The organism is Chryseobacterium sp. Leaf180, from assembly GCF_001424585.1.
Lineage (GTDB): Bacteria > Bacteroidota > Bacteroidia > Flavobacteriales > Weeksellaceae > Chryseobacterium.
This window is the reverse complement of sequence record NZ_LMPJ01000001.1, coordinates 1084477-1099018: the sequence shown is the minus strand read 5'-3', so window position 1 is coordinate 1099018 and position 14542 is coordinate 1084477. Positions and strand designations below refer to the sequence as shown.

Below are 14542 nucleotides of genomic sequence, written 5' to 3'. Positions count from 1 at the left end.
GTAACACAATTTTAATTATTGCTACTCATTTAAAACAAAAATTTAATCAATATACTTTTCTTATTTATGTGGAAAAATTTTAAAATCAATAAATTTCTACTTCTTATACCGCTAACCAGCTTGATGTTTTGCTTCAACTCGCCGAAAAATGATGACGAGAAAATGCAGACCATCATGGTGAGTGTAAAAAATACCCTCTCTTATCTTCATTACAGCCCGAAACAGATTAATGATGCGTACTCAAAAGATGTGTACAAGCATTATTTTGAAATGATCGATCCCGGAAAAAGATATTTTCTGCAGTCTGATATGGATGAGTTTAGAAAACATGAAACCAAGCTTGATGATTATCTCAACCTCGGCGATCTTACATTTTATAAACTTACTGTGGACCGGCTTTATCAGCGCTATGATGAGATTGATAAAGTAACGCAGGATATTTTCAGCAAGCCCATTAATCTGCAGGAAGATGAAACGCTGACTCTTGAAGCGAAAGTGAAAGATGTGCCTTCAAACAAGCAGGAGCAGTACAACGAATGGAAAAAATTCATCAAGTACAACATCCTTCAGGAGATGGAATCGATGAACAGCAAAGAAGCTGCGCAGAAAGAGAAAAAAGATTCTGTGCAGAAATACAAGCTGAAAGACACCATTAAACTAGAAATTCTAACGCAGGATCAAAAACTTAAAAAAGCGACTGATGAGGTGAAAGATCTGGTGAAAGAATCCTTTACAAGATTCAAAAAAAGAAAGAAAATGGATTGGTTTAGTGTATATATGAATGCCTACACAGAGGTTTTCGATCCGCATACCAATTATTATTCTCCAAAAGACAAAGATGATTTTGATACACAGTTTAAAGGAAAAGTGATCGGAATCGGTGCTATTATTCAGGAGAAAAAAGGAAATTTATTTTTAGGCGCACTGACAATCGGCGCTCCTGCATGGAAATCAAAACAGCTTTCTGAAGGCGATAAAATTCTCAAGGTAAAATCAAGTCCAAAAGAAGATGCCGTAAATGTGGTAGGAATGCTTTCTGATGAAGCTGTGAGATTAATCCGCGGTGAAAAAGGAACACCGGTAACGCTCACAGTTCAGAAAAAAGACGGAACGATCAAGGAAGTGACAATGATCCGTGAAGAAGTGGCGATCGAAGATACGTTTGCGAAAAGCATCACGGTGAGTTCTCAGAACGGTAAAAAATACGGTTTTATCAGTTTGCCGAGTTTCAACGCAGATTTCGAAGATGCCAAAGGAAGAAATGCTTCTGATGATATTAAAAATGAGATCATCAAACTGAAATCTCAGGGGATTGAAGGAATTATTTTAGACCTTAGAAACAACGGCGGCGGGTCACTTACAGAAGTGGGCGACATCATGGGATTATTCATGAATGCCGGGCCATACGTTCAGGTGAAAGACGGAAACGGCAAGATTCAGACATTAAAAAATAAGCAGGAAACACCGGTCTGGACAGGTCCGTTAGTGATTATGCAGAACGAACTTTCTGCTTCAGCTTCTGAGATTCTAGCCGGCGTAATGCAGGATTATGGAAGAGCAGTGATTCTCGGTTCGCCACAATCTTTCGGCAAAGGTACGGTGCAGACATTCGTTGATCTGAACAGATTTTTAAATACCGAAGATGATTTCGGTTCGTTAAAACTTACGATTCAGAAGTTTTACAGAATTACCGGCGAATCGAACCAAAGAAAGGGAATCGTGTCTGATATTCAGATGAAAGATTTCTTTACATATGCTGAAATTGGTGAGCGATATGACGATTTTGCGTTGGCTTGGGATAAAATTCCGAGTGCTAAATTTCAGAAAATGACCTATTTTGATGTAGCAGCTTTACAGAAATCAAGCGCGGCAAGACTGGCAAAAAATACCAATTATCAGCTTTTGCTTGAATCTGCAGAGTGGAGAGAGCAATTGGATAAAGAAGAAACCATCACACTCAACATTAATAAATTTAATGAACTGATGAAGCAGCGTAAAGCGCAGATTGAGAAATTCAAAGCGCTGACAAAATATGAAAATGGGTTAAATTTTACCATGTTCCCTGCAGAAATTGAAAGAGAAAAGAAAGATGAAGCTTTCAAGAAAAAATCTGAAGTGTGGATGAAAAATCTTAAAAAAGACACATATCTTCAGGAAGCAGTAAACGTGATAGGAGAAATGAAATCTTAATTTCAAAACAATATTATTTAAACGGCAGAGCGTAAACTTTGCCGTTTTTTTATGCTTAAAATCGGGATTTGTTTTAAACTTGACCGTTCAGCAGCGAAAAATAACCGGTCGGCAAAAGTTTTATGGAACGAAGCCCAATTCTGTACTACTTTTGATCAATAAACTAATAACCATGAGCCCTCAGATTAAAAAAATCTTTTTTCTATTTCTCATCCTTTTTTCGGTCATCACTTTTTCGCAGGTGAAAATTTCGGGGAAAGTCTCGTACAGAAATAAAGGGATTTCTGAAGCCAATGTCACTTTGAAAGATACATACGACGGCGCTACGACCGATAAAGACGGGAATTTCAGTTTTGAAACTTCAGAAAAAGGAAATTATATTCTTGAATTTTCTCATCCAAAATATTCAGCGACAGAAAAGGCTATTTCCATCGGGAATGAAAGTCTGACAGTTAATACCGAAATGAAAGAGCAGATCAGCGAAATCGACGCTGTTGTGATCTCCGTTGGGACTATTGAAGCAAGCGACAAAAAGCGGGCAACAGCAGCGCTTACACCGAGAGACATTTACACCACGGCCGGTTCTCAAGGCCAGACTACGACAGGCTATAAATTTCTTCCTGGCGTGCAGAATGCGGGTGACAGTGAAGGACTTTTTGTGCGTGGCGGAACAGGATCTGAAACCAAATTCTTCATCGACGGAAATCTGGTGAATAATTATTTCAGCAACTCGGTGCCTGGACTGGCAGGACGCGAGCGTTTTAATACCTCAATTTTTAAAGGAAGTGTATTTTCAAGTGGCGGTTATTCTGCACTTTACGGTCAGGCGCTTTCTTCGGTTTTGCTTTTGGAAAGTATTGATATGCCAGAGCAGAGTTCATATTCTTTCAGTATTTTTCCGTTTGCGTTGGGTGGTGATTATCAGCATTTAAACAAAAATAAAAATGCGAGTTACGGGGTGGCAGCCAGCATTTCAGATCTGAATCTGGTGACCAAAGTTTTGAATTTTGAAACCGATTTTATTAAAGCTCCAAGAAGCATTTCTGCCAACGGAAATTTTAGAATTAAAACAAAAGCCGGCGGTTTTCTGAAATATTATGGAAGTTTTGATACCAATACACTGTCTGTTTCTCAACCGAGTTTAGAGAAAAATTATGACGAGCAGCAACCTTCAGTCAACGGAAACAATACCTTTCACAGTCTTACTTACAAGCAGAAAATTGGCCGATATCTGATGAATTTGGGATCGTCTTTCAGCATCAATAAAAGTGATTTCGAAATAGGAATTCTGAATGGCGGAACTCAGCTCGGAACAGTGAATACGCATAACGAAGGTATTTACTGGAACAGCAAAGCGGTTTTTGAGCGAAAAATTGCTGCTGTGAGCAACATTAAAGCAGGTTTTGAATTGCTTTCAGAAAATGATAAAACCGAATCTTCCGTTTTCGGTGCGCCTTCACAAAATACTTCCGTCCAGAATTTTACAACGGCTCTGTTTGCAGAAAATAATTTGTCTTTAAGCAAAAATTTATCTACAAGTCTCGGCGTACGGGCTGAAAATTCGAGTTTTCTGAACCAATGGAATTTTGCGCCGCGATTCTCTGCTGCGTACCGTCTTTCAGAAAAATGGGTGAGCTCGCTGGCATACGGAATTTTTTATCAGACTCCGGAATCTAAATTTCTCAATCAAAACTTTAAACAGAATTTTCAGAAAGCTACACATTATATTTTTCAGATTCAGAGAAGTGAAGAAAACCGCACTTTGCGTCTGGAAGCTTTTTATAAAGATTACAAAAATCTGGTAAAAACGCAGACTTCAGGGTTTCAGAATTTTGTTTTACCAACCTACGGAAGCGGTTTTGCGAAAGGTGTGGAAGTGCTTTGGAGAGACAAAAAAAGTATTAAAGATGTAGATTATTGGGTTTCTTACTCATATCTCGACAGCAAGCGTGAGTTTCTTAACTATCCAACGGAACTTTACCCGAATTTTGCTGCCAAACACAACATTTCAGTTGTCGCCAAAAAGTTTGTCACCACTTGGAAAACAGGATTTAATTTTTCTTACACTTACACATCCGGACGACCATTCTACAATATTGTCGCACAAAACGGAACGAATGTACTTTTAGGAGAAGGTAAGGTGAAAGACTTTAATTCATTAAATTTCAGTCTGAATTACCTGCCAAATCTTGGAAAAAAAGATGCGAAAGCCTTTACGATTTTGGTGGCCGGTGTTAATAATATTTTAGGAAATAAAAATGTCTATGGCTACCGTTTTTCGTCTGACGGAAGCCTCAGCGCACCAGTTCTTCCTGCCGCCCAGACTTTTGTCTATGTTGGCTTGCTGATCAGTTTCGGGATTGATAAAACACAGGAAGCAATCGATAATAATCTTTAAAATTCATTTAAATTTAAACATAATATTCAACCTTAAAATTTAGAAATCATGAAAAAATTAGTTGTAAGCTTTGCTTTAATCTGTCTTGGGACGTTCTCTAATGCTCAGACTTCTTACGAGAAAGTGATGACCGAGAAAATTGCAAAAGTGCAGTCGACGGAGAAAACAGAAGAATTTCAGGCACTCGCCAATGACTTTGGCCGAATTGCCGACAAAGAAAAAGACAAATGGCAGCCACAATATTACGCCGCGCTCGCCTACATCCAAAAAGGAAGAATGCTGATGCGTGAAGGGAAAATGGACGATCTGGATGCGATTGCTGATCAGGCTCAGAAATTTGTAGATGTTGCAGAAAGCGTAGAAAAAAACAATTCGGAAATTAAACTTTTGCAGAAAATGATTTACTCGCTCAGAATGATGGTAAACCCGATGGAGCGTTTTATGACGATGGGAATGAAAGCTCAGCAGGAACTTGCTGCTGCAGAAAAACTCAATCCTGAAAATCCGCGTGTAACATTGATTAAAGCTGAAGACACGTATTACACGCCGGAACAGTACGGTGGAAGTAAGGAGGAAGGGAAAAAACTTTTTGCAAAAGCGATGGAACAGTTTAAAACATTTAAACCTAAAAATGCATTAGATCCGACCTGGGGAAAAGGCGAGGCCGATTTTATGATGGCCAACATTAAATAATCTCAAAACCTTCTGCAAAGGAGGTTTTTTCTTTTCAAATTTCAAAACTATTCAGCAATAATCGCACCGCATGAAACCCAAAAATCTCATCAGTCTTCTCTGGATTTCGCTCGCGACGGGCACTTTTTTCTTTGTGTTTTTTACCGATGAAAAATCGCTGCACAAATTTTTGCTCAGCTTTGCAGTCTCTGCGATGTATTCATTCTTTCTGGGCGCTGGAAACGGTTTTCTGAACAACTTTCTGAATAAAAAATTTCCGTGGTCTGAGGTCACTTCAAAGCGCGCTGCGATCAGTATTGTTTCTATTCTGGTGGTTAACTTTGTGCTGGTTTATTTCTGCAATTATGTGAATTTTGTGATTTTCCAAAAATCTGCAACCACGCAGGAATTTCTTGACGGGAAATACAACTTCATGAATTGGTTTATGATCAATCTCGCGTTGCTGATCTCGGCATTTCTCCATGCGAAAGGCTTTATGGAAGAGCTTAGAAAAAATTCGAGGAAGGAAGTTGTAGAACAGAAACTTATTGCCAAATCTGCCAATGCTCAGTTTGAGAGTCTGAAAAATCAGCTCGATCCTCATTTTTTGTTTAATTCTTTAAATGTTTTAAGCGCGCTTATTGACGAAAATCCGGTGCAGGCACAGAAATTTACGGCTTCCATGTCTAAAATTTACCGCTACGTTTTGGAGCAGAAAGATAAAGAACTGGTCACTGTGGAAGACGAGATTGAATTTGCGAAAACCTATTGCGATCTTCTGAAAACGAGATTTGAAGACAGTGTTGGTTTTGAATTTAATGTGCAGAAAGATGAGCTGAGAAGATTTGTCGTGCCGCTTTCGCTGCAGCTTTTGCTGGAAAACTGTATTAAACATAATTTCGCAACGTCTTCGCGGCCGTTAATAATTAAAATCTTTTCCGAAAACGGAACTTTGTGCATCGAAAATAATCTGCAGGTGCGCGGGCAGATGAAGGAAAGCGCAGGAATCGGACTTTCGAATATCGTTCAGAGGTACGCCCTTTTGACCAAAAAGAATGTTTTTATCGAAAAGTCTGAAGATTATTTTAAAGTAAAACTTCCGGTTTTAGATGAGAAAAAAAATATCACAACTGCAAAAGTGGAAACCCAAGACGAAAGCTACGAACGTGCGCGCCAGCGTGTGAAAGAGATTAAAAGTTTCTACGGAAATCTCATTTCCTACTGCATCGTCATTCCATTTTTAATTATCATAAATCTTATTACGTCACCAAATAGATATTGGTTTTACTGGCCGATGCTCGGTTGGGGAATTGGCGTTATCTCACATGGAATCAGTGTATTTACCATCGGAACCAATTGGGAGGAACAGAAAATCAGGAAAATTTTAGAAAAGCAAAAACGAAATCATGGAAAATAGTGAAAACCGTTCGCGGGAATACCGAGCCGCCTACAAACAGATGAAAAAAGAGAAGGGTTTTTATAAACATCTTGTGGTTTATCTGTTGGTGAATATTCTCATTTTAGGAGTAAATCTGTATGAGATGTATTCCGGAAAAGATCCGTGGAGCTGGAAGATTCTGCAGTTGCCATTTTTCTGGGGAATCGGTTTGGGAGCGCACGCGCTTCAGACTTTTTCTTCAGACATCCGTTTTGGTAAACGTTGGGAAGAGAAAAAAATTAATGAAATTTTAGATAAAAATAAAAAAAATGACAACCAGTGAAATTATATTTTCTGCCGCGGTTTTTCTCTGGTTCGCGAGCGAAATTTACTACAAACAAAAGCTGAAATCGGTCGGCAATGCTGCGAAAAAAGATCATTCCACGCTGAATATTTTATGGATCGTGATTTTGCCGTCGGTATTTATTTCGGTATATATTTCAGATAAAATCGTGTTGCCTATTTCAACAAATCAGATGATTCAGCTTGCAGGAATTTTCTTGATTTTCCTGGGCGTTGTCATTCGTTTTATGATCATCCAATCGCTTGGGAAATATTTTACAGTCGATGTTTCTATAAGGCAAGATCATCAGGTGAAAAAAGACGGGTTTTACCGCTACGTGCGGCATCCTTCGTACACGATGGCGCTCACGAGCTTTCTTGGTCTTGGTCTATATCTGAATAACTGGCTGTCTTTGGCGATTGCATTTGTCCCGGTTTTCTGTGCTTTTCTGTATCGAATTAAAATCGAAGAGCGTGTGCTCACAAATCAGTTTGGCGAAGAATATTTACAGTATAAAAAGTCTTCAAAAATGCTGATTCCTTATCTGTTTTAAACTGATTTAAAGCTGAAAAAAAAATCCTGATATCGCTGATGTCGGGATTTTTGCTGTTCGGTCTGCGTTTTCGACGGTTCGGTTACATAAAATTGATTTGAGGCTTCCGGTCGCGATATCTTTGAATTATCAAAACAGAACAAAACAATTTAAAAACAAGACGTTATGGAAAATTTTAGCTCAAACCAAGAAAACGCAGCTTACGAAAAAGCCGCCAGAAGAGTAAAAGAACTGAAAAGTTTCTACGGAAATCTCACTTCGTACTGCATCGTGATTCCGTTTTTATTTATTTTAAATATGCTCACCTCACCTCGCGAACTTTGGTTTTACTGGCCGATGCTGGGTTGGGGAATTGGTCTTATCGCACACGGTGCCAATACTTTCGGAATTGGAAAAGACTGGGAAGAGAAAAAAATCAGACAGCTGATGGAGCAGGAGAAAAAATCAAAAATAAATTTTTAAAATTACTATTAACAAATAAAATTTACGATCATGAATTATCAAAGCGCTTACTACAGAGTAAAGGAAATAAAAAAGTTGTACAAAAGTATTTTTTGGTTTGCCATCATTTCTATCATTATTATTTTCAGAAATTTTTATAAGACCGGAGAACTCCTGTTACCAAATATTGGCGGATCTTTTATCCTGACGATTTGGGCGGTCATCATCATTGCAAGAGTTGCCAAACTTTTTATTTTCAACGCAGAATGGGAAGAAAGCATCTACAGAAACGAGGTCGATAAAATGAAAAAACAACCTTTATCTGAAAAATTTTAATACTTTTAGACACGTAATAAATCTAATTTTCCTGTAAAATGATCCGCACTGTAATTATCGAAGATGAAAAACCGGCCGCGAGAAAACTTGAGCGAATGCTGAGTTTAATTCCTGAAATTGAACTGGTTGCAAAGATAGAATCTGTGGAAGATGGAGTTTCTTGGTTTGCGGGAAACGAGCATCCCGAACTCATCTTTTCAGACATTGTGCTTGGCGACGGTTTGTCATTCGATATTTTTGAAAAAGTCGGAACAAAAGCATTCATCATTTATACTACTGCTTTCGATCAATACACACTGAAAGCTTTTAAACTGAACAGCATTGATTATCTGTTAAAACCAATACTGGATGAAGATTTGCAGAATGCGGTAGAAAAATATAAAAGTTTTGTGCCGCAGGGAAATGTAGTTAGTTCGCAGGAAATCAAATCATTAATAAAGACTGAAAAGAATACGCTGTCCAGAATTTTGGTAAAAATAGGATACAATCTTAAGATCGTCCAGACTTCAGAAGTCAGTTGTTTCTACAGTGAGAATAAAATCGTTTATCTGCAGACGCAGGAGCGCGTTTATCCTACAGACTTTACTTTGGACGAACTGACTGAAACGCTTGATGATAAGAAGTTTTTCAGAGTAAACCGCCAGTTTATCATTAACTCAGATTATATTAAGAATATCCACACATCTCCAAACTATAAAGTAGAATTAAACTTCCAGCCGGCAGAAGAAATTACGGTGAGCCGCGAGCGTGTGAAAGATTTTAAAGATTGGTTGGTACAATAAAAAAAGATTACCGTTTCCAATAATCCTTTAAATTTATGCAATAACGCCACTTCCCAGCAGTTCGTCATCCATATACCAGGCTGCAAACTGCCCTTCAGCAATCGCTGACTGGAGATTGTCAAATTCCATGTAAAAAGCATTTTCAAACTGAAAAATTGTTGCATCCTGAAGTTCCTGTCGGTAACGGAATCTGGCTTTTACACGCATTGATTTGCCATTTTTCAGTTTTAAATCTTCACGCACCCAATGCACTTCTTCATTATTTACTTTCAAAGCTTTTTTATGCAGACCAGGAAAACGTTGGCTTTCGCCGACGAAAATAATATTGTTTTCCATATCGCGCGAGATGATAAAACAACTTTCCTTATGCCCGCCGATTCCTAAACCACGACTTTGGCCGATCGTAAAAAACTGTGCGCCCTGATGTTTTCCGATTACTTTTCCGTCAGATTTCTGATAGTTTATTTTTCGGCTTAAAAATTCAAGTTCTTCTTCTTTTGATGTAAATTCTGGAGTTTTTTCCTGAAATAATGGAGAATTCTCGAAAATCTCCACGATTTCTCCTTCTTTCGGAACCAGTTGTTGCTGCAGAAACTGAGGCAAACTTACTTTCCCAATAAAGCATAAACCCTGAGAATCTTTTTTATCAGCGGTTACCAAACCGATTTCTTTCGCAATTTCACGAACCTGTGGTTTTGTGAGTTCACCAATCGGAAAAAGCGCTTTTGAAAGCTGATCCTGATTCAGCTGGCACAAGAAATACGACTGATCTTTATTATTATCTTTCCCTGCGAGAAGATGGAAAATTTCTTTTCCGTTTTCGTCGGTTGTTGAATTAACGCGTGCGTAATGTCCTGTGGCTACTTTATCGGCGCCAAGAGACATTGCCGTTTTCATAAAAACATCAAATTTTACTTCACGGTTACACAGAACATCAGGATTCGGTGTGCGTCCTTTCTGATATTCGTCAAACATATAATCAACGATTCTCTCCTTATATAAATCGCTCATATCGATCACCTGGAAAGGAATTCCAAGTTTTTGTGCAACCATCAAGGCATCGTTACTGTCTTCAATCCACGGGCATTCGTCTTCCAAAGTCACGGATGCGTCGTTCCAGTTTCTCATGAAAAGTGCCACCACCTCATGCCCTTGTTGCTGCAAAAGATACGCGGTAACGCTGGAATCTACACCTCCGGAAAGACCTACTACTACTTTCATTCTTTTAATTTAAATTAAACCCTGCGAAACGCGAAGAGTTTGAATCTGCAAATTTACGATTAATATAAAAACGCTTAGTTTGATATTATAAAACGCTTTTGATAGACTGAACAGATTATAAAAAAGCATCCGGAGAAATTTCCGGATGCTCACAATCAATTATATTTAAAACTATTATGATGACTTTTCTGTCGACTTTTTAGATTTTGAAGTTTTTCCTTCTAAGCCGTCTTTTGCTTCATTCACATCCAAAACAATCGTTTCGCCGCTTACAAGCTTTTTATTAACCAACATTTCAGCAAGTAAATCTTCTATATACTTCTGAATTGCTCTTTTCAAAGGTCTTGCACCAAAATCTTTGTCCCAGCCTTTCTCAGAAATTAGATCTTTGGCAGCATCAGTAAGTTCTACTTTGTAACCTAATTTATCAAGTCTGGTGTAGAGTTTTGTTAGCTCAAGGTCGATAATTTTCTTGATATCATTTTGCTCAAGCGAGTTGAAAATAACAATATCGTCAATTCTGTTCAGGAATTCCGGTGCGAAAGCTTTCTTCAGAGCGTTCTCAATCGTACTTCTTGTACGCGATTCTGTATTGCTTTTCTTCGCATTGGTTCCGAAACCAACTCCGTCGCCGAAGTCTTTAATATCTCTTGTCCCGATGTTTGAGGTAAGAATAATAATCGTATTTCTGAAGTCGATTTTTCTTCCTAAACTGTCCGTTACATGCCCTTCATCTAAAATCTGCAGCAAAATGTTGAACACATCTGGATGTGCTTTTTCGATCTCGTCAAGCAAAACCACCGCGTAGGGTTTTCTGCGAACAGCTTCTGTTAACTGCCCACCTTCTTCGTAACCAACGTATCCCGGAGGCGCACCCACCAATCTTGAAACTGCGAATTTCTCCATGTATTCACTCATATCGATTCGTACCAAAGCTTCATCAGAATCGAATAATTCGCGGGCCATTACTTTGGCAAGCTCTGTTTTACCAACTCCCGTTGTACCAAGGAAAATAAAAGTACCAATCGGACGGTTCGGATCTTTCAGACCAGTTCTGTTCCGCTGGATTGATTTTACGACTTTTCTTACGGCTTCTTCCTGACCGATTACTTTGCCGTTCATGTTTTCGTCCATCTGCGATAACTTGTCGAGCTCATTTTTGCCGACTTTCGTTACCGGAACGCCGCTCATCATCGAAACAACTTCAGCTACGCTTTCTTCAGAAACGGTTTCTTTTTTCTCTTTAACATTTTTATCCCAAAGATCCTGAGCAGAATTCAATTCCATCTGAAGTCTTTCCTCTTCATCTTTCAGTTTTCTCGCTTCAAGATAATCCTGCGCTTTTACCGCCTTCTGTTTCAGTTCTTTAATGGTTTCAATTTTCTTTTCAAAATCAATAATCTCCGTAGGAACTTTCATGTTTTTGATGTACACACGAGATCCCGCTTCGTCCATTGCATCAATCGCTTTGTCCGGTAAAAAACGGTCAGTAATGTATCTGGCAGTAAGGTTTACACAAGCATTAATCGCCTCGTCGGTATACACCACATTGTGATGCTCTTCGTATTTATCTTTAATCTGATTCAAAATCTGAATGGTTTCGTCAACCGAAGTCGGCTCTACCATTACTTTCTGAAATCTTCTTTCTAAAGCACCATCTTTCTCTATATATTGTCTGTATTCGTCAAGCGTAGTTGCACCGATGCATTGAATTTCACCTCTTGCCAACGCCGGTTTAAACATATTGGAAGCATCTAAACTTCCTGTCGAACTTCCTGCGCCTACAATCGTGTGTAACTCATCAATAAAGAGAATCACATCGCGGTTTTTTTCCAGTTCGGTCATGATGGCTTTCATTCGCTCTTCAAACTGACCACGGTATTTTGTACCGGCCACCAGACTTGCTAAATCAAGTGTGATGACACGTTTTCCAAATAAAACACGCGACACTTTTTTCTGCTGAATTCTTAAGGCCAAACCTTCTGCAATCGCAGATTTACCAACTCCAGGCTCACCAATAAGCAACGGATTGTTCTTCTTTCTACGTGAAAGAATCTGCGAAACACGCTCGATTTCTTTTTCACGACCGATAACAGGATCCAGTTTCCCGTCTCTTGCCAACGATGTTAAATCCCTTCCGAAATTATCAAGCGTTGGCGTTTTGCTTTTAGCTGCGCCAAGATTTCCCGCAGGTTTTCTCATTTGCTCAAATTCTTCTCTGTCGTCATCATCATCATACGCTGAGTTTTGCGGAGCTTCACCTGAATTTTTAAGCATCGTCTGATATTCTCTCGAAACTCCTTCGTAGTCGATATCATACGCGCTCAAAATGTTTGACGTCGGGTCTTCGTATTTGTACAAAATTCCCAAAAGCAGGTGAACCGTGTTGATCTCATTGCTTTTATATTGTCTGCACTCCAGCTCAGCGCGTTTCACCGAATGATCGGCCATTCTCGTAAAAGAAATATTGGCGCTTTCTTTAGCCAAAGGATTCATTCCGGCAGTACTCAGTGTTTCAATCTTTCTTCGGATCTGCGTAAGATCTGCATTCAGACTCTGCAGAATTTCTTTCGCAGAATTATCTGTTTTTATGATACCTAGAAGGAGATGTTCTGTATTTAGAAATTCACTTTTCAGCCGCTTCGCCTCATTTTTGCTCTGTTTGAACACCTGGCTCAAACCCTGTGAAAATTTATAATCCATAGTATTGTATCTCAAATATTAAAAACGGCAACATTTGTCGTTTTATTCTCTTTCTAAATTACAAATATTTTACCAAAAGACAATTCCTGACTTTATGGCAGAATAATGCTTGACTATCTCTTTGAAAATGACTAAGTTTGTGCTCCTCAAAATACACCAAATGAGCCCTGAAACCGCCACTTACGTAGGATATGCCGCCTCAGTTTTTATCGTTTTAAGTTTTGTACTGCGCGATCTGAAAAAGATTAGAATTGTCAATATGATCGGCTGCATCTGTTTCGTGGTCTACGGCATTTTCAGCGGCATGCTTTGGCCGGTAATCATCCCAAACGGAATTATCTGCGGAGTACAGGCGTATCATTTGCTTTTTCCTGAAAAGAAATCATGAGCAGAAAGAAAATTCTCGTTTCGGCATTCAGCAATCTGACCACAGATCAGCGCATCGAAAAAGTCTGCAAAACGCTTCACGATAATGGTTTTGAAATAGAATTAATCGGCAACAACTGGAACGGCGAAGAAGAAATGTCGCGTCCGTATCCTTTCAGCCGGATTTCTGTTCATTCTAAAACTTTAAAAACCGCCTATTTTGAGTTTAATGTAAAGCTTTATAAGGTTTTGCAGAGGAAGATCGACGGCAACACGATTTTGCTCGCCAATGATCTGGATGCACTTTTACCAAATTATATGTTGGCGAAAAAATTTAAAATCCCGCTGGTTTTCGACAGCCACGAAATTTTCTCTGAAATGCCTGCCGTTCAGGGGAAAATGTCGCAGAAAATCTGGCGGTTGCTTCAGAAAAAAACTGTACCCCATCTTTCAATGATGATTACCGCAAGCGAAGGTTATGCGAATTGGTTTCAGAAAAAGTATGGTGTTAAGCCAACAGTTGTTCAAAATGCCCCGCGAAAGGTTGATCTTAAATTCGAAATTCCTGAAAATCAGCCTAAAATCATTTTGTATCAAGGCGCATTAAATCCTTTCCGTGGAATTGAAAAAGCGATTCTGGCAATGCATCACATTGAAAATACTGTTTTCAAAATTGCCGGTGACGGTCCGCGAAGAAAGGAATTTGAAGATTTGGTTATTCAGGAAAAACTTCAAAATAAAGTTATTTTTCTCGGAAAACTGCTTCCTGATGATTTGCGCAAAGTCACCAGAACTGCAGATGTAGGTATGAGCATTGAAGAAAATGGCGGCGACAGTTATTATTTCTCGCTGCCAAATAAAGTTTTAGACTGCATTCAGGCGCGCGTACCGGTCATTTTATCTGCTTTGCCCGAATTATTAAGCATAAAAAAATTGTTTGATGTCGGCGAAATCATTGAAAATCATCAGCCGGAAAATATAGCAAAAGCGTTGAAAACCGTTTTAGATAGAGGAAGAAAATCTTATCAGCCAGCATTGGAACGTGCTGCCAGTCAGCTTTGCTGGGAAAACGAAGAACCAAAATTGCTGGAAGTTTTCCGAAAAGCATCGCAGCTTTAGTTTAAAATAAAAAAGCGTCTCACAATGAAACGCTTTTAAA

Annotated in this window: 13 protein-coding genes; 11 read left to right on the top strand and 2 right to left on the bottom strand. The window is 38.9% G+C overall.

What is annotated here, in order from left to right; all coding sequences use genetic code 11:
• Positions 1 to 66 precede the first annotated feature (66 nt).
• The 9 genes from ASG01_RS05075 (at position 67) to ASG01_RS05035 (ending at position 9093) form a co-directional block, all read left to right on the top strand.
• Positions 67 to 2190 carry a carboxy terminal-processing peptidase gene (locus tag ASG01_RS05075; RefSeq protein ID WP_055860805.1) on the top strand — a complete coding sequence of 708 codons (2124 nt, stop codon included), beginning with the start codon at positions 67 to 69 and terminating at the stop codon, positions 2188 to 2190.
• 172 nt (positions 2191 to 2362) lie between these two features.
• Positions 2363 to 4588 carry a TonB-dependent receptor gene (locus ASG01_RS05070; RefSeq protein WP_055860802.1) on the top strand — a complete coding sequence of 742 codons (2226 nt, stop codon included), beginning with the start codon at positions 2363 to 2365 and terminating at the stop codon, positions 4586 to 4588.
• Between the two features lie 48 nt (positions 4589 to 4636).
• On the top strand, positions 4637 to 5281 hold the full coding sequence (locus ASG01_RS05065; protein ID WP_055860799.1) for a hypothetical protein: 645 nt from the start codon (positions 4637 to 4639) through the stop codon (positions 5279 to 5281).
• Positions 5282 to 5351: 70 nt separating this feature from the next.
• Positions 5352 to 6677, top strand: a complete 1326-nt coding sequence (locus tag ASG01_RS05060) for a 2TM domain-containing protein (protein ID WP_055860796.1) — start codon at positions 5352 to 5354, stop codon at positions 6675 to 6677.
• Complete coding sequence (locus tag ASG01_RS05055) at positions 6667 to 6981, top strand: 2TM domain-containing protein (protein ID WP_055860794.1); 315 nt, start codon at positions 6667 to 6669, stop codon at positions 6979 to 6981. The genes ASG01_RS05060 and ASG01_RS05055 overlap by 11 nt, the downstream gene beginning before the upstream one ends.
• The gene (locus ASG01_RS05050; RefSeq protein WP_055860791.1) at positions 6968 to 7534 is read left to right on the top strand and encodes a methyltransferase family protein; all 567 of its coding nucleotides are present in this window, start codon (positions 6968 to 6970) and stop codon (positions 7532 to 7534) included. Before ASG01_RS05055 ends, ASG01_RS05050 begins: the two co-directional genes overlap by 14 nt.
• 165 nt (positions 7535 to 7699) lie before the next feature.
• A complete protein-coding gene (locus ASG01_RS05045; protein ID WP_055860788.1) occupies positions 7700 to 7996 on the top strand; it encodes a 2TM domain-containing protein in 297 nt (98 codons plus the stop codon).
• A 30-nt stretch (positions 7997 to 8026) separates the two neighbouring features.
• Positions 8027 to 8311, top strand: coding sequence for a 2TM domain-containing protein (locus ASG01_RS05040; protein ID WP_055860785.1), 285 nt, complete (start codon positions 8027 to 8029; stop codon positions 8309 to 8311).
• A 38-nt stretch (positions 8312 to 8349) separates the two neighbouring features.
• Complete coding sequence (locus ASG01_RS05035; RefSeq protein WP_082498291.1) at positions 8350 to 9093, top strand: LytR/AlgR family response regulator transcription factor; 744 nt, start codon at positions 8350 to 8352, stop codon at positions 9091 to 9093.
• 33 nt (positions 9094 to 9126) lie between these two features.
• Here the strand turns inward: ASG01_RS05035 and mnmA are convergent, their stop codons facing one another.
• Both mnmA and ASG01_RS05025 read right to left on the bottom strand, forming a co-directional pair.
• Entirely contained in the window at positions 9127 to 10314 is a 1188-nt protein-coding gene (gene mnmA, locus ASG01_RS05030) for a tRNA 2-thiouridine(34) synthase MnmA (RefSeq protein WP_055860782.1), read from the bottom strand.
• Between the two features lie 174 nt (positions 10315 to 10488).
• Positions 10489 to 13017, bottom strand: coding sequence for an ATP-dependent Clp protease ATP-binding subunit (locus tag ASG01_RS05025; protein ID WP_055860779.1), 2529 nt, complete (start codon positions 13015 to 13017; stop codon positions 10489 to 10491).
• Positions 13018 to 13177: 160 nt separating this feature from the next.
• Here ASG01_RS05025 and ASG01_RS05020 point away from each other — a divergent pair, with 160 nt between their 5' ends.
• Positions 13178 to 13405 carry a hypothetical protein gene (locus tag ASG01_RS05020; RefSeq protein WP_055860776.1) on the top strand — a complete coding sequence of 76 codons (228 nt, stop codon included), beginning with the start codon at positions 13178 to 13180 and terminating at the stop codon, positions 13403 to 13405.
• Entirely contained in the window at positions 13402 to 14502 is a 1101-nt protein-coding gene (locus ASG01_RS05015) for a glycosyltransferase (protein ID WP_055860773.1), read from the top strand. Before ASG01_RS05020 ends, ASG01_RS05015 begins: the two co-directional genes overlap by 4 nt.
• Positions 14503 to 14542: the final 40 nt, after the last annotated feature.